Raw genomic sequence first — 19,324 nt, forward strand, 5'->3', positions numbered from 1 at the left:
GTACTCCTCAGGAATGCTGTGCGGCATCGTCGTTGTCGACGTCCGCGGGGGCCGCTGCCTCGTCGGCAGTGGTGGGTTCGGTTTCGCCGGCTTCGGCGGTTTCTAGGTTTGCTTCCGTGGCGGGTTCGACAGCTGCCTCGCCCGCTTCGGTGTGTTCGTGTTCGTCGGCTTCCGCCACTGCGTCTTCGATTTCGTCCGGATCGATCGGCAGATCCTTGATGATGCGGGCGGGTAGCGGGGTCTGCTCGAAGCCCATTTGCGGGTCTTCCATGTCGCGGATTTCGGAGAGCGGCGGCAACTGGTCCAGCGACTTCAGGTTGAAGTAGTCGAGGAAGGCGCGGGTGGTGCCGAACAGCGCCGGCTTGCCAGGCACGTCGCGGTAGCCGACCACGCGGATCCACTCGCGCTCCTCCAGCGTCTTGATGATGTTGCTGGACACCACCACGCCGCGGATCTGCTCGATCTCCGGGCGGGTGATCGGCTGGCGGTAGGCGATCAGCGCCAGCGTCTCCAGCAGGGCGCGCGAGTAGCGGCTGGGCTTCTCGGTCCACATCCGCGAGATCCACGGGTGCACGTCCTGGCGCACCTGGTAGCGGAAGCCGGAGGCGACTTCCTTCAGTTCGACGCCGCGGCCTTCACAATCGGCGGCAAGGGCCTCCAGCGCACGCGCGATCTGCTCGTGGCCGACTTCGTCGGTCTCGGCAAACAGGTCGCCGAGCTGGGAGACGGTCATCGGCTGGCTGGCGGCGAGCAGGGCCGCCTCGACGATGGGTTTGAGTTGCTCGATCTGCATGGGCTCTCGGTGCCGATTCAGTGCGTGCCGTTGCCGGCGGTGTCCGGGGTCTCGAACGCCGATTCGTCTGCGGCGGGTTCATCCGTCCCGTCGATGTCCATTCCGTCGGCAAGCGGGCCTTCGCCGTGTTCCACCCGCGCCTTCAGGTAGATCGGCGCCAGCGGGGCTTCCTGCACGATCTCGATCAGCATTTCCTTGGCCAGCTCCAGCATGGCCAGGAAGGTGACCACCACGCCGAGGCGGCCCTCGCTGATATCGAACAGCGTTTCAAAGCGATGGAAGGCATGGCCTTCCAGCTTGCCGAGCAGCTCGCCCATGCGCTGGCGCACGCTGAGCGCCTCGCGCTTGATCGCATGGTGGCCGAACAGTTCGGCGCGGTGCAGCACATCCTTGAGCGCCAGCAGCATTTCCTTGAGATCCAGCGGCGGCGGCAGCTTGATCACGTTGCGTTCGCCGGTGTCGGCCTGCGCCGGCGCGGTGTCGCGTTCCATCCGTGGCAAGGCCTCGATGTCTTCGGCGGCCTTCTTGAAGCGTTCGTACTCCTGCAGGCGGCGCACCAGTTCGGCGCGCGGGTCCTCCTCCATGCCTTCCTCGGCAGGCGGCCGCGGCAGCAGCAGGCGCGACTTGATCTCGGCCAGGATCGCGGCCATCAGCAGGTATTCCGCGGCCAGCTCCAGCCGCATCACATCCCGCATCAGTTCGATGTATTCCATGTACTGCCGGGTGATCTCGGCGACCGGGATGTCGAGGATGTCCAGGTTCTGCCGGCGGATCAGGTACAGCAGCAGGTCCAGCGGACCCTCGAACGCCTCCAGGATGACTTCCAGCGCATCCGGCGGGATGTACAGATCCTGCGGCATCTGCAGCATCGGCTCGCCACGCACGATCGCCAGCGGCATTTCCTGCTGCTGGGGGTGCGCCGCGTGGTTGTCCTGCGATACGACCGGGCTCTGTGGCCCGACTGGCTCGGTGCTCATCGATGCGTGTCGTTGGGCCGCTCGGCGGCCGGCAATGCGTCTTGATCCATCATGGGCGAAACGGTTGCCCCGCTGGACGATCCGGGCTGGACCCATGTACGGATCGTGGCGTCGAGGCGGCACTTCGGTAAAGCGGTTTCGCACGGTGCCGTACAGGCAGTGTCCGGCTCCCTACTTGTCGCTGTCGGCGTGACGAAGCCGCATGTCGCGGTTCGATCAGGCGTACGGGCATCGCAGCCAAGTGCCGGCACGGGACGCAGATCGCGTCTGGTGGGAACAGGGCAATGCAGTGACGGTAGTGACGTCACCGACAAGTCGGACGATCTGCCTTGGGGCATCGGGTGGGTGCCATCGCCGCCGGAACGGCCAATCGGCGTCTGACTGTGGCACCACGCGTGGGCAACAGATTAGCGACTGGCCAGCGACAAGTCCAGCGCAGCAGGCCGAAACATGCATGCGGGGCAGCGGTCCGTCTGGTGAGTACAATGGCGTTACCGCCTGGGCAGCGCAGTGGCATGTCCGGCCGCGCCGACAGGCGCGGAACGGCGCACCGCACAGGTGACCCTGAGTGTCCGAGACGGCGAGCAGGCGTCAGTCGCGTCGGCGGGAAAAGGCTTGCCAAGGCGCGCCGTACCGCCATTTGGTGGATGGCACACCGCTTGCTTGAGTGTGATGGCGGACACATGGGCGGGTCGATCCGCAGGACCGCTTCGGCGGAGGGATGCAACAACAAGGAGCCCGGCATGGCTAAGGACGACAACATGTTCAGCGATGAAGCCGAACGCCTGCGCCCGGCGCGCATGCAGATCGAGACGACCGTGCTGATGAGTCGCGGCGTCGAGTCGCACCCCACCGAACTGGTGGACATTTCCGCGACCGGCGCCTTGCTGCGCCGGCCGCTAGGCTGGACCGGCGAAGTCGGGCAGACCTGGTTGCTGGACATGATCTTCGGCAACGACCTGCACATTCACATGGAGGCGCAGGTGGCGCGCGTCGCCGACCACCACATCGGCTTCTCCTACGTGTGCATCCCCGAGGACAAGCAGGTGCCGTTGTGGAACCTGCTGGGCGGCTACGCCGATATCCTGGAGGCGTGGAAGAACTGATCGCGCTTCCAGCGAAGCCGGTCGGATCGAAGGCCCCGCCTTGTGCGGGGCCTTCGCCGTTTCAGTGGGCGCCGGCCGCGGCCTTCTTCTCGTCGCGCAACTCGCGACGCAGGATTTTGCCCACGTTGCTCTTGGGCAAGGCGTCGCGGAACTCGATGTACTTGGGCCGCTTGTAGCCAGTGAGGTTGTCGCGGCAGAACTGCTTGAGCGCCTCTTCGGTCAGGCCGGGGTCTTTGCGCACCACGAACAGCTTCACCACTTCGCCGGAGTGCTCGTCCGGCACGCCCACGGCGGCCACCTCGGCCACGCCGGGGTTCTGCATCACGGTGTCCTCGACCTCGTTCGGATACACATTGAAGCCGGACACCAGGATCATGTCCTTCTTGCGGTCGACGATGTAGACATAGCCGCTGGCGTCCATCTTCGCGATGTCGCCGGTGTGCAGCCAACCATCGTCGCCCAATACCTTGGCGGTCTCGTCGGCGCGGTTCCAGTAGCCTCGCATCACCTGCGGCCCTTGCACCATCAGCTCGCCCACCTCGCCGATCGGAAGCGGCTGGTTGTCTTCCGACCAGATCGCCACGTTGGTGGAGGGAATCGGCAGGCCGATCGAGCCGTTGTAGTCCTTGAGGCCGATCGGGTTGATGCAGACGCCCGGAGAGGTTTCGGTGAGGCCGTAGGCCTCGGCAAGCGTGCAGCCGGTCACCCGTTTCCAGCGCTCGGCGACGGATCGCTGCACCGCCATGCCGCCGCCCAGCGAAATCTTCAGGTGCGAGAAATCCACCCCGGCGAATTCGGGCGTGTTGAGCAGGCCGTTGAACAAGGTGTTGACGCCGGGCAGGATCGAGAAGGGGACCTTCTTCAGTTCCTTGACGAAGCCGGGCATGTCGCGGGGGTTGGTGATCAGCTGCGTATGGGCGCCCAGCCGGACGAATACCATGCCGCAGGCGGTCAGCGAAAAGATGTGGTACATCGGCAGCGCGCCGATCGCGACCTCCTCGCCGGGCTTCAGCGCGGTGCCGATCCAGGCGCCGACCTGCAACATGTTGGCGATCATGTTGGCGTGGGTCAGCATGGCGCCTTTGGCCACGCCGGTGGTGCCGCCGGTGTACTGCAGGAAGGCAATGTCGTCGTGGCCGAGCTGCACTTCCGGCAGCGGGTGCGCGGCACCTTGCGCCAGCGCGTCGCGGAAGCGCACCGCCTGCGGCAGGCGGTAGGCCGGCACCATCTTCTTGACGTGCTTGAGCACGAAGTTGACCAGCGGCCCCTTGGGGAAGCCGAGCAGGTCGCCGATGCCGGTGGTAACGATGTGCTTCACCGCGGTTTCGGCTACCACCTGCTGCAGCGTCGAGGCAAAGTTGTCCAGCACCACGATGGCCTTGGCGCCGGAGTCCTCGAGCTGGTGCTTCAGCTCTCGCGCGGTGTACATCGGGTTGGTGTTGACCACCACCAGGCCGGCGCGCAACGCGCCGAACAGGGCGATCGGGTACTGCAGCACGTTCGGCAGCATGATGGCGACGCGATCGCCCTTGCCGAGTTTGAGCGTGCCGGTGAGGTAGCCCGCGAACTGGCGGCTGTATGCGTCGATCTGGCCGTAGCTGAGCTGTTTGCCGAAGTTGGCGAAGGCGGGGCGATCACGGAAGCGCTGGAAAGCCTCTTCCAGCATGGCGGCCATCGAGGCGTAGGCATTGAGGTCGATTTCGGCGGGTATGCCTTCCGGATAGTGGTCCAGCCACGGACGCGCGTTGCTCATGTGCTTGCTCGACTCCTGAATCGTGGCCGCCAAGGCAAGGTAGAGATGGCGACGCCCCCTCCGGCATTGGAGCATGCGGCTGCGTACGGCGGCAAGCCGCGGCATGCCTTGCAGCAGCCGGAAAAAAACCGCCCCGGCGCAGGCCGGGGCGGTCGTGGTGCAGCAGTGCCGAGGGTAACGCTCAGGCGGCTTTCTTGCCGGCCAGCTGGCGCAGCACATACTGCAGGATGCCGCCGTGGCGGAAGAAGTCGCGCTCCTTCGGGGTGAGCAGCAGCACCTTTACGCTGAACTCCTTCTTCTTGCCGTCCTTGCCGGTGGCGACCACTTTCGCCTGTTTCGATTCGCCGCCTTCCAGGCCGGTGACGTCGAAGCTCTCGCTGCCGTCGAGGCCCAGTGACTTGGCGTTCTCGCCGTCCATGAACTGCAGCGGCAGCACGCCCATGCCGACCAGGTTGGAGCGGTGGATGCGCTCGAAGCTCTCGGCGATCACCGCTTTCACGCCCAGCAGCAGGGTGCCCTTGGCCGCCCAGTCGCGGCTGGAGCCGGTGCCGTACTCCTTGCCGGCGAGCACGATCAGCGGCGTCTTCTCCTGCTTGTACTTCATCGCCGCGTCGTAGATCGCCATCTGCTCGCCCGACGGCACGTGCCTGGTGTAGCCGCCCTCGACGCCGTCTAGCATCTGGTTGCGGATGCGAATGTTGGCGAAGGTGCCGCGCACCATCACGTCGTCGTTGCCGCGGCGCGAGCCGTAGGAATTGAAGTCCTTCGGTTCCACGCCCTTCGAGATCAGGAAGCGGCCCGCCGGGCTGTCCTTCTTGATCGAACCGGCCGGCGAGATGTGGTCGGTGGTGATGGAGTCGCCGAACAGGCCCAGCACGCGGGCACCGTGGATGTCCTCCACCTTGCCCAGCTCCATCGTCATGCCCTCGAAGTAAGGTGGGTTCTTGATGTAGGTGGAGTCGTCCCAGCGGTACACCGCGCCGTCTGGCGAGGCGATCTTGTTCCAGCGGCTGTCGCCCTTGAACACGTCGGCGTAGTTCTTCTCGAACATCGCCGGGTTGACCGCGCCGGCGATGGCGTCGGAGATCTCCTTGTTGGTCGGCCAGATGTCCTTGAGATGAACCGGCTTGCCGTCGCTGCCGGTGCCGATCGGGTCCTTCGTCAGGTCGACGTCCAGCGTGCCGGCCAACGCGTAGGCGACCACCAGCGGCGGCGAGGCCAGGTAGTTCATCTTCACTTCCGGATGCACGCGGCCCTCGAAGTTGCGGTTGCCGGAAAGCACCGAGGCCACCGCGAGGTCGCCGTCGGCGATGCCCTTGCTGATCTCGACCGGCAGTGGGCCGGAGTTGCCGATGCAAGTGGTGCAGCCATAGCCGACGATGTAGAAGCCGACCTTTTCCAGTTCTTTCAGCAGGCCGGTCTGCTCCAGGTAGTCGGAGACCACCTTCGAGCCCGGGCCGATCGAGGTCTTCACCCAGGGCTTGGCCTTCAGGCCCTTCGCCGCGGCCTTCTTCGCCACCAGGCCGGCGCCCAGCATCACCGCCGGGTTGGAGGTGTTGGTGCAGGAGGTGATCGCTGCGATCACCACGGCGCCGTCGCCCAGTTTGAATTTGTCGCCGTTCAACTCGACATGCTCGCCTTCGCCGAACGTGCTCTCTTCGTGACCCACGGCGGTGTCGCCACCTTCACCGGAGAATCGCTCGATCGAAGTGGCCAGCGGTTTGCGCGCGGCGGTGAGGCCGACCACGGCGTCCTTGAAACTCTTGCGCACGTCGCCCAGCAGCACGCGGTCCTGCGGGCGCTTCGGGCCGGCCATCGACGGCTTCACGTCGGCCAGGTCGAGCTCCAGCGTGGTGGTGAACTCGGGATGCGGCGTGTGTTCGTCGTGCCACAGGCCCTGGGCCTTGGCGTAGGTCTCGACCAGCGCGACCTGTTCCTCGCTGCGGCCGGACAGGCGCAGGTAGTTCAACGCCTCCTGGTCGATCGGGAAGATGCCGCAGGTAGCGCCGTACTCGGGCGCCATGTTGCCGATGGTGGCGCGGTCGGCCAATGCCAGGTGCTGCAGGCCCGGGCCGAAGAACTCCACGAATTTGCCCACCACGCCCAGCTTGCGCAGCATCTGCGTGACGGTGAGCACCAGGTCGGTGGCGGTGACGCCTTCGGGCAGCTTGCCGCTGAGCTTGAAGCCCACCACCTGCGAAATCAGCATCGACGATGGCTGGCCCAGCATCGCGGCCTCAGCTTCGATGCCGCCGACGCCCCAGCCGAGCACGCCCACGCCGTTGATCATGGTGGTGTGGCTGTCGGTGCCGAACACGGTGTCGGGGTAGGCCCAGCTTCCATCCTCACCGTCCCGGGTGAACACCACGCGGGCGAGGTGCTCCAGGTTCACCTGGTGCACGATACCGGTACGCGGCGGCACCACCTTGAAGTTGTTGAACGCCTTCTGGCCCCAGCGCAGGAACGAGTAGCGCTCCTGGTTGCGCTCGAATTCGATCTCGACGTTCTTCTCCAGCGCCGACTCCGAACCGTACACGTCGACCTGCACGGAGTGGTCGATCACCAGCTCGGCCGGCGCCAGCGGGTTGATCTGGGTAGCTTCGCCGCCCAGCTTCACCACGGCGTCGCGCATCGCGGCCAGATCCACCACGCAGGGCACGCCGGTGAAATCCTGCAGCACCACGCGCGCGGGCATGAAGGCGATCTCGGTGTCCGGCTCCTTCTTCGCGTCCCAGTGGGCGACCGCCTCGATCTCTTTCGAAGTGACGTTGACGCCGTCCTCGTGGCGCAACAGGTTCTCCAGCAGGATCTTCATCGAGTACGGCAGGCGCTTGATGTCGAAGCGCTGGCCCAGCTTGGCGAGGCTGGCGTACTGGTACGAGCGGCCGTTGACCTGGAAAGTGTCGCGGGTGGCAAATGAATCCAGCATGGGGCTAACTCCTGTTGCTTTGGGTCTGGCGGACGCACGGGGCGTAGCGGGGAATCCTAGAACAGCGAACGTGAGCGGAATTGCAAAAAGGCCAGTCGCCAGTGCGGCGATGCCGGGCAGTTTGGGGCATACGCCGGGATGCGCAAGCTGCCGCCGGGGCCAATTCGCGTTTTCGCCTTGCATGATTTCGAACGCTGGCGGAAACAACGTCTTGCGTTGCGGCCACCGCGGCCCGGCTGGCAAAATATGCGGCTGAAACGACGCCCGGAAACGGCCTGGAGGCTTGCTTTCCAGCCTCTGCGCGCCGCGCGGACCTTCCCCAGCCCCTCGCATTCAACGGACGAGATCACATGCTCAACGCCTACCGCCAACACGTCGCCGAGCGCGCCGCACTGGGTATTCCCGCGCTGCCGCTGACCGCCCAGCAGACCGCCGACCTGATCGAACTGTTGAAGAACCCGCCGGCCGGCGAGGAAGCCTTCCTGCTCGACCTGATCACCAACCGCGTACCGGCTGGCGTGGACGATGCGGCCAAGGTCAAGGCCTCGTACCTGGCGGCCGTGGCATTCGGCACCGAGAAGAGCGCGCTGATCTCGCGCGAGAAGGCCACTGAGCTGCTGGGCACCATGCTGGGCGGCTACAACATCCATCCGCTGATCGAGTTGCTCGACGATGCGCAGGTCGGCAGCGTGGCCGCCAACGCGCTCAAGCACACGTTGCTGATGTTCGACGCCTTCCATGACGTGAAGGAGAAGGCGGACAAGGGCAACGCCAATGCCAAGGCCGTGCTGCAGAGCTGGGCCGATGCCGAGTGGTTCACCAGCAAGCCGGAAGTGCCGCAGAGCCTGACCGTCACCGTGTTCAAAGTGCCGGGCGAAACCAACACCGACGACTTGTCGCCGGCCCCGGACGCCACCACGCGTCCGGACATCCCGCTGCATGCGCTCGCCATGCTGAAGAACAAGCGCGACGGCGCCCCGTTCCAGCCAGAAGAGGACGGCAAGCGCGGCCCGATCCAGCTGATCCAGGACCTGACCAAGCAGGGGCACCTGGTCGCCTACGTGGGCGACGTGGTCGGCACCGGCTCCAGCCGCAAGTCCGCCACCAACTCCGTGCTGTGGTGGACCGGCGAAGACATTCCGTTCATCCCGAACAAGCGCTTCGGCGGCGTGTGCCTGGGCAGCAAGATCGCCCCGATCTTCTACAACACCATGGAAGACGCCGGCGCGCTGCCGATCGAGCTGGATGTCTCCAAAATGGAGATGGGCGACGTCGTCGAGCTGCGTCCCTACGAGGGCAAGGCGCTGAAGAACGGCGAAGTGATCGCCGAGTTCCAGGTGAAGTCCGACGTGCTGTTCGATGAAGTGCGCGCCGGCGGCCGCATTCCGCTGATCGTCGGCCGCGGCCTCACCGCCAAGGCGCGCGAAGCGCTGGGCTTGCCGGTCTCCACCTTGTTCCGCCTGCCGCAACAGCCCGCCGATACCGGCAAGGGCTATACGCTGGCGCAGAAGATGGTCGGCCGCGCCGTCGGCCTGCCGGAAGGCCAGGGCGTGCGCCCGGGCACCTACTGCGAGCCGAAGATGACCTCGGTGGGTTCGCAGGACACCACCGGCCCGATGACCCGCGACGAGCTGAAGGACCTGGCCTGCCTGGGCTTCTCGGCCGACCTTGTCATGCAGTCGTTCTGCCACACCGCCGCCTACCCGAAGCCGGTGGACGTGAAGACCCACCACACGCTGCCGGAATTCATCAGCACGCGTGGCGGCATTTCGCTGCGTCCGGGCGACGGCGTGATCCACTCCTGGCTCAACCGCATGCTGCTGCCTGACACCGTCGGCACCGGCGGCGACAGCCATACCCGTTTCCCGATCGGTATCTCGTTCCCGGCCGGTTCCGGTCTGGTGGCCTTTGCCGCCGCCACCGGCGTGATGCCGCTGGACATGCCCGAATCCGTGCTGGTGCGCTTCAAGGGCGAGCTGCAGCCGGGCGTCACCCTGCGCGACCTGGTCAACGCGATCCCGCTGTACGCCATCAAGCAAGGCCTGCTGACCGTCGCCAAGCAGGGCAAAAAGAACATCTTCTCCGGCCGCATCCTGGAAATCGAAGGTCTGCCGAACCTCAAGGTGGAGCAGGCGTTCGAGCTGTCCGACGCCTCGGCCGAGCGCTCGGCCGCCGGTTGCACGGTGCACCTCGACAAGGCGCCGATCATCGAATACATCAACAGCAACATCACCTTGCTGAAGGTGATGATCGCCCAGGGTTACAAGGACCCGCGCAGCCTGGAACGCCGCATCAAGGCCATGGAAGCATGGCTGGCCGACCCGCAGCTGCTGGCGCGCGACGCTGACGCCGAATACGCCGCCGTCATCGAAATCGACCTGGCCGACGTGCACGAGCCCATCGTGGCCTGCCCGAACGACCCGGACGACGTGAAGACGCTCAGCGACGTGGCCGGCGCCGCCATCGACGAGGTGTTCATCGGCTCGTGCATGACCAACATTGGTCATTTCCGCGCGGCGGCCAAGCTGCTGGAAGGCAAGCGCGACATCCCGACCAAGCTTTGGGTGGCCCCGCCGACCAAGATGGACGCCAGCGAGCTGACCAACGAAGGCGTCTACGGCACCTTCGGCACCGCCGGCGCGCGCATGGAGATGCCGGGCTGCTCGCTGTGCATGGGCAACCAGGCGCAGGTGCGCGAAGGCGCTACGGTGTTCTCCACCTCCACCCGCAACTTCCCCAACCGCCTGGGCAAGAACTCCAACGTGTACTTGGGTTCGGCGGAACTCGCCGCGATCTGCTCGCGCCTCGGCCGTATCCCGACCAAGGACGAGTACATGGCCGATATCGGTGTGATCAACGCCAACGGCGAGAAGATCTACCGCTACATGAACTTCGACCAGATCCAGGACTACAAGGAAGTCGCGGACACCGTCACGGCGTAAGTCCGCGCCATTCCCCCCTCCCTCCGGGAGAGGGGCTTGAAGCAGACGAAGCCCGGCCGCGTGCCGGGCTTCGTCGTTTATGCTTCGCCCATGGCGGCAACCACGGGCGCACGGATGATCTCTTCGCATATTTCGGCAGTCTCGCTGCGCGACCTGATGATGGTGCAGGCGGTGCATCGCCACGGCAGCTTCAACAGCGCGGCGCGGGCCATGCATATCAGCCCGTCGGGTCTGTCCCACCAGGTGCAGAAAGTGGAGCAGGCGCTGGGCGCGCCATTGTTCGAGCGGGGAGGGCGGCGTGTTGTGCCTACCGCTGGCGGCCAGCGACTGCTGCAGCAGATCGACGCCGTGCTGCGCGCGGCCGAGCACCTTCAGCAGGCTGCGCGCGCCGGTGAAAGCGCATTTGGTGGCGAGTTGCGCCTGGGCGTGCTGGCGACGCTTGGGCCGTATCTGTTGCCCCATCTGATCGGCCCCTTTCCGCAGCATTTTCCGGGTGCGCGCCTGAGCCTGTCGGAAGGCAAGCCGCGCGGCCTGCTGCGTCGCCTGCACGAAGGCGAGCTGGACGCCGTGCTGGCGCCACCGGCCTCCGCGCCGAGTGGCATCGTGATGCGGCCGCTGTTTTTCGAGCCTTGGGAGGTGTTGTTGCGGGCCGATCATCCGCTTGCCGGCAAACGGATGATCGCGCTGGACCAGCTGGATGCCGCGCAGGCTATCCTGATGGCGGAAAGCCATGCCGACGGCGAGGGCTACGTGCAGGACGTCAGCCTGGAAAGCCTTGCCGCTCTGGTCACGCTGCGCGGCGGGCATGCATTGGTGCCGGCGCTTGCACACGACAGGCTGGCTTCGATGCCGGATATCGTACTGGCGAAGATCAAGGGTGCCGCGCCGGGGCGGGAGATTGCGCTGTACTGGCGCGAGGCATCGCCGTGGCATGGCGACCTGCAGGCGTTTGCCGAGCTGCTGCGCAAGCTGGCCGGGCAGCGCCGCGGCCTTCAGCTTGCTGATGCGGTGCAGCGGAGCTGACACCGCCGTTGCATGGTCGTCACGCGCTTTAGATTGAAGCGTGTTTCAGGCGGAAATAGCATGGACGTGCCTGCTTCCAGGCGCGCAGCAGACATGGGGAGCTCGAAACCTGTCGCGCCTGCAAATGTTTCCTACGCTTCGGGCTGCCGGGGAGGCGACCATGCGCATGACGACTGGTGCAAAAGCCGGGTTGCTGGTCTTTGGGTTTTTCCTGGCGGCGTGGACCGCCATGGCGGCAGATTCCGCCAAGGACAATTCCGCCGACATCCTCAAGGTACGCAATGTCGAGGTCGCCTTCCATCAGGCGGGCAGCTGGCTGCCAAAACCCGACCTCGACGCGATGATGGAGCTGTATGCGGACGATGCCGTGCTGACGGACACCGCGCACGGTAACAAGGTCTACAACGGCAAGCAGCAGGTACGCGAGTATTTCGCCCATGCCGGGCCTTTCCAGCCGGCCCACCACTGGATCGGCTACACGCCGGCGATGCGGATCAGGGCGGGTGTCGATGGCGACAAGGCCACGCTCTACTTCGAATGCCTATGGATGGACATGGACAAGAATGCGATCGGCACGCACTCGTTCTCCGACATGACCCTGGCGCGGTCGGGCGACCAGTGGCTGATCAAGACGATACGGGTCGGCAGTGTAGGCAAGCTCTGACGGCAGGTTCCGCGCTGGCAACGGCGCCGCAGGTCGGGACGAATTCCGACAGGGCCGTGTGTGCGTGTGCGTACCGGGCGAGGACGGAGCGCACTCCCGGCCAGCGGGGTTCCTACAAGGTCGTGCCGGTCAACAGCCCGCGTGCCAGCATGCTGCATTGCCTGCGGAACAGCAGCAGCTGCCATTGGCGGCCGCCGAGCTGACGCCACAGCACCGCGGAGCGCACCGCCGCGAGCAGGTTGCTGCGCACCTTCTCGACCACGGCAGCCTGCTGCAGATGCTGCGGGTTGCCGTTGACCATCACGCGCGGACGCAAGGTGGACAGCGTGGATGCGTAGAGTTCGGCCAGCCGTGCGGTGACCTGGTTGGAACCCTGGCCGAAATGCTCCACCTGACGCTGGGCGGCGCGGATGCCCTGCTGCAGTTGGTCGAGCAATTCCGGGCGGCCGGACAAGCTGCGTTCCAGCCGCATCACGGTCATCGCCATGCGGGTCACCGCCATGTCCTCGCTGCTCTCGTCGAGCTGGGACACCAGGTTGCGCAAGCCCAGCCGCACGCTGGCAATGTTGCCGTACACGCCGACCACCGAGGGCGCGTCGATGCGGAACACACTGGCGATGCTCGCGTCCATCGCGCTCTCGTCGCAGCGGCCCTGGTTGGCCAGCTGCTGTACCAGCGCGCAGGCCTGGTAGAGGCCGGCCAGGGCCAGCACGCGTTCCTCGTTCATCGAAAAGGCATCAAGCACCGTCAACTCTCATTCCGGCTGGGGAAGGCCGGGTAGGGGGAAGGCCGCCGTAAGGCGCATCGGTAGCGGCGATCACCGCTCCGCCAAGGCAGGCCTCGCCGTCGTAGAACACCACCGACTGGCCGGGTGTCACGGCACGTTGCGGGTTGTCGAAGCGTACCTCAAGGCCTGCTTCCAGTACGTGCACCTCGCAGGCCTGGTCGGCCTGGCGGTAACGGGTCTTGGCCGTGCAGCGGAAATGCGTGGCTGGCGCGTGGCCGGCCACCCAGGTTGGCGCCTCGCTGCGCAGCCGGCGCGAATCCAGCCAATGGTTGGCGTTGCCCTGGGCCACGTAGAGCAGGTTGGCCGCCACATCCTTGCCCACCACGTACCACGGTTCGCCGTTGGCGCCCTGGCGGCCGCCGATGCCCAGGCCGTTGCGCTGCCCCAGCGTGTAATACATCGCACCCTGGTGCTCGCCGACAAGCTCGCCTCCGGGCGTGCGCATCTCGCCGGGCCGGGCCGGGATGTACTGCGCCAGGAAGCTGCGGAAATCGCGCTCCCCGATGAAGCAGATGCCGGTGGAGTCCTTCTTGGCATGGGTGGGCAGGTTTGCCGCGCGGGCCATTTCGCGTACCTGGGCCTTGGCGATTTCGCCGACCGGGAACAGCGTGGCGGCCAGCTGGGCCTGGCCCAGCGCATGCAGGAAATAGGTCTGGTCCTTGGCCGCATCCACCGCGCGCAGCAGGCGGTAGGCGCCGTCCCGGCAGTCCACGCGGGCGTAGTGGCCGGTGGCGATCTTATCCGCCCCGAGTGCACGCGCCTCGTCCAGGAAGGTCTTGAACTTGATCTCGCGGTTGCACAGCACGTCGGGGTTCGGCGTGCGGCCGGCGCGGTATTCGGCGAGGAAGTGGGCGAACACGCCATCCCAGTACTCGGCGGCGAAGTTGCGCGCGTGGAACGGGATGCCCAGTCGCCCGCAGACCGCCACGGCGTCCTTGCGGTCGGCGTCGGCAGTGCAGGGGCCGTTGCGCTCGTCCTCTTCCCAGTTCTGCATGAACAAGCCCTCGACCTCGTGGCCGGCCTGTTGCAGCAGCAGCGCCGCGACCGAAGAGTCGACGCCGCCGGAAATGCCCAGCATCACCTTCATGGCGTGGCGCCGTCCGGCCACCCGTGCAGCGTATCCAACGGCAGCCGGGCGCCGGCCAGCCAGGCATCGATGCTTTCGAGCACCAGCGGACTGCGCAGGCGCTCGCCCAGCGCGGCGATCTCGGCGCGGCCAAGCCACAAGGCACGGCGGATGCCAGCATCCAGCACCCGCGCCGGGTCGTGGCTGAGCGGCCGTGCGGCGAAGCTGAAACGGATCACGCCCTCGCCGTGCTCGGTGCTGCGCCACTGGTGCACGCCGATCAGGCGGGTGGGCTGCACCGTCCAGCCGGTTTCCTCCAGCGTCTCGCGCACGGCGGCATCGACGAGGCGTTCGCGATCTTCCAGGTGCCCGGCCGGCTGGTTGTACGCCAAGCGGCCGTTCACTTCCTCCTCGACCATCAGGTAGCGCGCACCATCGCTCACCACGCAGGCCACGGTGACGTGCGGGCGCCAGATCGCGTCGGTGGCAGTAGAAGAGGGCATGAGGGGAGGGGGTGGAAAAGTCGACATTGTGCCATTACCTGAGAATCCGATCGTCGTCGGGCGCCCGTTCGGCGCAGCGTATAATCGAATCGTCGGAGGAACACTCTTCATTCATGGCTCACGAACCCGAAAACGAACAGGAGAGCGGCCACGGCCTGGCGCTCAAGACCGCGAAGCCGGAGGTGGCGCGGCCGCCGCTGTTCCAGGTGGTGCTGCTCAACGACGACTTCACCCCGATGGATTTCGTGGTCGAGGTGCTGCGCGGCTTCTTCGGCCTGGACCAGGAGCGCGCGGTACAGGTGATGCTGCACGTGCATACCCGTGGCAAGGGTGTATGCGGCGTGTTCACCCGCGAGGTGGCCGAGACCAAGGTTACCCAGGTCAACGAATATTCACGCTCCCATCAGCACCCTCTGCTGTGCACTATGGAGAAGCTCTGAGCGGCCGCCGTGGCGGCACTATGGAAATGATCTAGCTGCCCCCACTATGTAGCCATCGCGGTTCCACCGCCCACGCCATTGCAACGGAGACGGTCCGGATGTTCAGCAAGGATCTCGAAGTCACCATCGGCCAGTGCTACAAGCAGGCCCGCGAGCAGCGCCACGAGTTCATGACCGTGGAACACCTGCTGCTCGCTCTCACCGGCAACCAGTCCGCGCTGGGCGCATTGCGCGCCTGCGGCGTGGACCTGCCGCGGCTCACCCACGAGCTGGAAAAGGTCATCGCCGAGACCGTGCCGGTGCTGCCGCACGGCGACGAACGCGATACCCAGCCCACGCTCGGCTTCCAGCGCGTGCTGCAGCGCGCGGTCTACCACGTGCAGTCCTCCGGGCGGAAAGAGGTCACCGGCGCCAACGTGCTGGTGGCGATCTTCGGCGAGAAGGATTCGCACGCCGTGTATTTCCTGCACCAGCAGGAGATCACCCGGCTGGACGTGGTCAATTACATCTCGCACGGCATCGCCAAGGTGGGCGACGACACCTCGACCGGTCCCGCCGGCGGCGGCGAGCGCGAAGGCGAGGAGGGCGGCGAGGCCAAGGGCAACCCGCTCTCCGAATACGCCAGCAACCTCAACGAGCTGGCGCTGGAAGGCAAGATCGACCCGCTGATCGGCCGCGCCGACGAGATCGAGCGCACCATCCAGGTGTTGTGCCGCCGCCGCAAGAACAACCCGCTGTACGTGGGCGACGCTGGCGTGGGCAAAACCGCGCTGGCAGAGGGCCTGGCCAAGCGCATCGTGGACGGCGAAGTGCCCGCGGTGCTGGAGAACGCCACGATCTGGTCGCTGGACCTGGGTGCACTGGTGGCCGGCACCAAGTACCGCGGCGACTTCGAGAAGCGCCTGAAGAGCGTCATCGCCCAGTTGAAGAAGCAGCAGGGCGCGATCCTGTTCATCGACGAGATCCACACCATCATCGGCGCCGGTTCCGCCTCGGGCGGCACCATGGACGCCAGCAACCTGATCAAGCCGCTGCTGGCTTCCGGCGAGCTGCGCTGCATCGGCTCGACCACCTTCCAGGAATACCGCGGTGTGTTCGAGAAGGATCGCGCGCTGGCGCGGCGCTTCCAGAAGATCGACGTGGTCGAGCCCTCGGTGGCCGACAGCATCGAGATCCTCAAGGGCCTGCGCTCGCGCTTCGAGGAGCACCACAACGTCATCTACACCAATGAGTCGCTGAAGGCGGCGGTGGACTTGTCGGTGAAGCACATCCCCGACCGCCTGCTGCCAGACAAGGCGATCGACGTGATCGATGAGGCCGGCGCGCGCCAGCGGCTGCTGCCCGAGGATCAGCGCAGCGGCAAGGTCGACGTGCCCGAGGTGGAATACATCGTGGCCAAGATGGCGCGCATCCCGGCCAAGCAGGTTTCCGCGTCGGACCGCGACGTGCTGAAGAACCTGGAGCGCAACCTGAAGATGGTGGTGTTCGGCCAGGACACCGCGATCGAGGCGCTGGCTGCCTCGATCAAGATGGCCCGCTCGGGCCTGGCCGACCCGGCCAAGCCGATCGGCTGCTTCCTGCTCGCCGGTCCCACCGGCGTGGGCAAGACGGAGGTCACCCGCCAGCTGGCGATGCAGCTGGGCATCGAGATGATCCGCTTCGACATGTCCGAGTACATGGAAGCGCACTCCGTCTCGCGCCTGGTCGGCGCGCCTCCGGGCTACGTCGGTTTCGACCAGGGCGGCCTGCTCACCGAGGCGGTGACCAAGCACCCGCATGCGGTGCTGCTGCTGGACGAGATCGAGAAGGCGCACCCGGATGTCTACAACATCTTGTTGCAGGTGATGGACCGCGGCGTGCTCACCGACACCAACGGGCGCGAGGCGAACTTCAAGAACGTGGTTCTGGTGATGACCACCAATGCGGGTGCGGCACAGGCGGCACGGCGCAGCATCGGCTTCGTGGAACAGAGCCACCGCACCGACGCGATGGAAACGATACGCCGCAGTTTCACGCCGGAATTCCGCAACCGCCTCGATGCGATCATCCAGTTCAACGCGCTGGACTTCGAGCACATCCTGCGCGTGGTGGACAAATTCCTGATCGAGCTGGAGGCCCAGCTGGCCGACAAGCACGTCAGCCTGGACGTGGACGCCGAGGCCCGCCGCTGGCTGGCCGAGCACGGCTTCGACGCGCAGATGGGCGCCCGCCCGATGGCGCGGGTGATCCAGGAGAAGGTGAAACGCGCGCTGGCCGACGAACTGCTGTTCGGCAAGCTGGCCGAAGGCGGCAAGGTGATCCTGGGCGTGAAGGACGGCGAACTGGTAGTGGGCTGCGAAGCCGCCGAGAAGATGCCGGCCGTGGTGGAATGACCACGGTGCCGGGATGCCGGGCAACACAAAAGGCCGCGCAATGCGCGGCCTTTTCTTTTCTCACCGTGCGCCCCGAACGCAGGCCCGCAGGGCCGAGGTCGAAGAGCTGTCGCAACGATGAGGGTGCTTCGACTCCGCTTGCTGCGCCAGCTGCGCGCAGTACGAACGGAGTCTTGCGCCTTATTTCATGCGGTAGGTAATCCGCCCCTTGCTCAGGTCGTACGGGGTCATCTCGATCTTGACCTTGTCGCCTGTGAGGATGCGGATGTAATGCTTGCGCATGCGTCCGGAGATATGGGCGATGACCACATGCCCGTTCTCCAGCTGCACGCGGAACATGGTGTTGGGCAGGGTCTCCAGGACCGTGCCTTCCATTTCGATGACGTCGTCTTTGGCCATGTGTTCCGGGTCGGAGAGCGGCCATGCTGGCCGCACAAGCCGGCGATTATGCCACGGTCGGGCCGGCGATCAAAATCACCCGGGAGAGGGCGGATAGGGTCCGCACCCTCGTTCGTTCCCGGCCAGCGCGCAACAGCCTCCGGCGAGAGCCGGCGGAGGCCGTGAACCGGCGCTCAGGCGAAATGCTCGTCCAGCTTGCGCCGGATCTCCTGTTCGATCATGCCCTTGAGCGGGGAGAGCAGCAGGCCCAGCTCGGCGCGCACCCGGATCGCGTCCTCGCCCACGGCGATCTGGCCGTTCACGCCAGGGCGGGAGAAGAGCAGGGTGTCGCCTTGCCAACGGCCTTCGAGGTCGAATTTCTCGCGCATGCGTGCGGCCACTTTTTCGACCACCGCGCGGGCTTCCGGCAGCGGCAGGCTATGCGGGCGGTGGATGTCGATGCTGGGCATGCGGGACTCCGTAAGGGGCGGGCATGATAAGCCTTCGCGTGCCGTGATTCGATGAGGCTTGCCATTCGGCAAAGCGTGAGCGAGTGCTCAGGAATCGCATGCTAGAGTGCCCTCGTCAAAGGATTGGTAAGGCAATGCGTATCGAGTTTCTCCATTCCGCCCGCGAAGATTTCCTGTGGGCCAAGGCTGCCTTGCGGATAGGCAGTGCAACGGACAACGATCTGGTGTTGTCGGCGGCCCAGGCCGTGCCGCGGCACCTGCGCATCGAACAGGATCGGCGCGGCTGGGTGCTGCAGGTACTGCCCTCGGCCACGCGCGTGTATTTGAATGCGCGGCCGGTACGCGAACGCGCCTTGCTGCGCCCGGGCGACATGCTGAGCGTCGGCGACTGCCGCATGCTGTTGCGCGACGACGTCCCACCGGAGCAGCGGGAAACATCGGCGGCTCCCGCGGCGGCGCGATGCACGGCCGCGCTACGCGCGCTGGCCGGCACCCTATCCGGGCGGGTCCTGCCGATCGGCAACGGCCTGGAGCTTGGGCCTTACGGCCGCTGCCCGCTGGAGTTGCCGCAGGGCGAAGTGGCGAGCCTGAAGCTGGGCTGGCAGGACGATTGCCTGGCACTGGAAGTGACGCAGGCGTCGACGACTTATCCATTGCGGGTGAACGGCGTGCCGGTGCAGCGCATGGTGCTGCAACCCGGCGACCAACTCAGCCTGGGGCCGCATCGCTTCGTGCTCGATGCGCCCGGCATGGAAGCGGAGCCCGTGGTCGTGCAGCCCGAGCCGCCGGCGCCAGTCCTGCCCGAAGATACTGCCGGTCCGCGTGGCGAGGTGTGGTGGCTGATCGTCACCGCCGCGTTGCTGGCACTGGGCATCGCGTTGGTGCTGTGGATCCGCTTCTGATGCTTGCGGGGAATCCCTGGCTGCATCGTTCCATAGTCTTGCGATCGTCCTGATCGCGAGAATCGAACGGGCGGCTATCCCTGGCCGCACTGTTCCATGACCATGCGATCGTCCTGATCGCAAGAATCAAACGGGCGGCCATCCATGGCCGCACTCTTCAAATTGACGGTCCCATTGACGGTGCCATGCTGCGGCGCGGCATAATGCGGTGGAATGCAG

Annotated in this window: 16 protein-coding genes; 7 read left to right on the top strand and 9 right to left on the bottom strand. The window is 66.0% G+C overall.

Annotation, left to right across the window (positions count from 1 at the left end):
• Positions 1 to 7: 7 nt before the first annotated feature.
• Together scpB and ISP14_RS11385 are read right to left on the bottom strand one after the other, a co-directional pair.
• On the bottom strand, positions 8 to 793 hold the full coding sequence (gene scpB / locus ISP14_RS11380; protein WP_404539702.1) for an SMC-Scp complex subunit ScpB: 786 nt from the start codon (positions 791 to 793) through the stop codon (positions 8 to 10).
• Positions 794 to 810: 17 nt separating this feature from the next.
• Entirely contained in the window at positions 811 to 1,770 is a 960-nt protein-coding gene (locus ISP14_RS11385) for a segregation and condensation protein A (RefSeq protein WP_404539705.1), read from the bottom strand.
• Positions 1,771 to 2,513: 743 nt separating this feature from the next.
• Between ISP14_RS11385 and ISP14_RS11390 the strand changes: the two genes are divergently transcribed.
• Positions 2,514 to 2,876 (top strand): PilZ domain-containing protein, encoded by a 363-nt coding sequence (locus ISP14_RS11390; RefSeq protein ID WP_404539708.1) that lies wholly within the window; start codon positions 2,514 to 2,516, stop codon positions 2,874 to 2,876.
• Positions 2,877 to 2,937: 61 nt separating this feature from the next.
• On the opposite strand, the gene ISP14_RS11395 is transcribed toward ISP14_RS11390, so the two are convergent.
• Entirely contained in the window at positions 2,938 to 4,629 is a 1,692-nt protein-coding gene (locus ISP14_RS11395) for an AMP-binding protein (protein ID WP_404539711.1), read from the bottom strand.
• Positions 4,630 to 4,810: 181 nt separating this feature from the next.
• On the bottom strand, positions 4,811 to 7,558 hold the full coding sequence (gene acnA / locus ISP14_RS11400) for an aconitate hydratase AcnA (protein ID WP_404539714.1): 2,748 nt from the start codon (positions 7,556 to 7,558) through the stop codon (positions 4,811 to 4,813).
• Positions 7,559 to 7,908: 350 nt separating this feature from the next.
• Between acnA and ISP14_RS11405 the strand changes: the two genes are divergently transcribed.
• The 3 genes from ISP14_RS11405 (at position 7,909) to ISP14_RS11415 (ending at position 12,187) form a co-directional block, all read left to right on the top strand.
• Complete coding sequence (locus tag ISP14_RS11405; protein WP_404539716.1) at positions 7,909 to 10,500, top strand: bifunctional aconitate hydratase 2/2-methylisocitrate dehydratase; 2,592 nt, start codon at positions 7,909 to 7,911, stop codon at positions 10,498 to 10,500.
• Positions 10,501 to 10,614: 114 nt separating this feature from the next.
• Positions 10,615 to 11,523, top strand: coding sequence for a LysR family transcriptional regulator (locus ISP14_RS11410; protein ID WP_404539882.1), 909 nt, complete (start codon positions 10,615 to 10,617; stop codon positions 11,521 to 11,523).
• Between the two features lie 160 nt (positions 11,524 to 11,683).
• Positions 11,684 to 12,187 carry a nuclear transport factor 2 family protein gene (locus ISP14_RS11415; protein ID WP_404539719.1) on the top strand — a complete coding sequence of 168 codons (504 nt, stop codon included), beginning with the start codon at positions 11,684 to 11,686 and terminating at the stop codon, positions 12,185 to 12,187.
• Positions 12,188 to 12,299: 112 nt separating this feature from the next.
• Here ISP14_RS11415 and hflD read toward each other — a convergent pair whose 3' ends face one another.
• The 3 genes from hflD to ISP14_RS11430 are packed head-to-tail and all read right to left on the bottom strand — an operon-like array spanning position 12,300 to position 14,543.
• Positions 12,300 to 12,914, bottom strand: a complete 615-nt coding sequence (hflD, locus tag ISP14_RS11420) for a high frequency lysogenization protein HflD (protein WP_404539721.1) — start codon at positions 12,912 to 12,914, stop codon at positions 12,300 to 12,302.
• 10 nt (positions 12,915 to 12,924) lie between these two features.
• The gene (mnmA, locus tag ISP14_RS11425; RefSeq protein ID WP_404539725.1) at positions 12,925 to 14,061 is read right to left on the bottom strand and encodes a tRNA 2-thiouridine(34) synthase MnmA; all 1,137 of its coding nucleotides are present in this window, start codon (positions 14,059 to 14,061) and stop codon (positions 12,925 to 12,927) included.
• Complete coding sequence (locus tag ISP14_RS11430; RefSeq protein WP_404539728.1) at positions 14,058 to 14,543, bottom strand: NUDIX hydrolase; 486 nt, start codon at positions 14,541 to 14,543, stop codon at positions 14,058 to 14,060. The genes mnmA and ISP14_RS11430 overlap by 4 nt, the downstream gene beginning before the upstream one ends.
• A gap of 113 nt (positions 14,544 to 14,656) precedes the next feature.
• Here ISP14_RS11430 and clpS point away from each other — a divergent pair, with 113 nt between their 5' ends.
• Both clpS and clpA read left to right on the top strand, forming a co-directional pair.
• Complete coding sequence (gene clpS, locus ISP14_RS11435) at positions 14,657 to 14,983, top strand: ATP-dependent Clp protease adapter ClpS (protein ID WP_404539730.1); 327 nt, start codon at positions 14,657 to 14,659, stop codon at positions 14,981 to 14,983.
• A gap of 98 nt (positions 14,984 to 15,081) precedes the next feature.
• Positions 15,082 to 17,355 carry an ATP-dependent Clp protease ATP-binding subunit ClpA gene (gene clpA, locus ISP14_RS11440; RefSeq protein WP_404539732.1) on the top strand — a complete coding sequence of 758 codons (2,274 nt, stop codon included), beginning with the start codon at positions 15,082 to 15,084 and terminating at the stop codon, positions 17,353 to 17,355.
• Between the two features lie 180 nt (positions 17,356 to 17,535).
• Here clpA and infA read toward each other — a convergent pair whose 3' ends face one another.
• Together infA and ISP14_RS11450 are read right to left on the bottom strand one after the other, a co-directional pair.
• On the bottom strand, positions 17,536 to 17,754 hold the full coding sequence (gene infA / locus ISP14_RS11445; RefSeq protein ID WP_077485337.1) for a translation initiation factor IF-1: 219 nt from the start codon (positions 17,752 to 17,754) through the stop codon (positions 17,536 to 17,538).
• Between the two features lie 173 nt (positions 17,755 to 17,927).
• Positions 17,928 to 18,203, bottom strand: a complete 276-nt coding sequence (locus ISP14_RS11450) for a polyhydroxyalkanoic acid system family protein (RefSeq protein ID WP_404539734.1) — start codon at positions 18,201 to 18,203, stop codon at positions 17,928 to 17,930.
• A gap of 134 nt (positions 18,204 to 18,337) precedes the next feature.
• On the opposite strand from ISP14_RS11450, the gene ISP14_RS11455 reads away from it, so the two are divergent.
• Positions 18,338 to 19,105, top strand: coding sequence for an FHA domain-containing protein (locus ISP14_RS11455; protein WP_404539737.1), 768 nt, complete (start codon positions 18,338 to 18,340; stop codon positions 19,103 to 19,105).
• Positions 19,106 to 19,324: the final 219 nt, after the last annotated feature.

This window comes from Dyella agri (assembly GCF_044904705.1).
GTDB classification, from domain to species: Bacteria; Pseudomonadota; Gammaproteobacteria; order Xanthomonadales; family Rhodanobacteraceae; genus Rhodanobacter_A; species Rhodanobacter_A agri.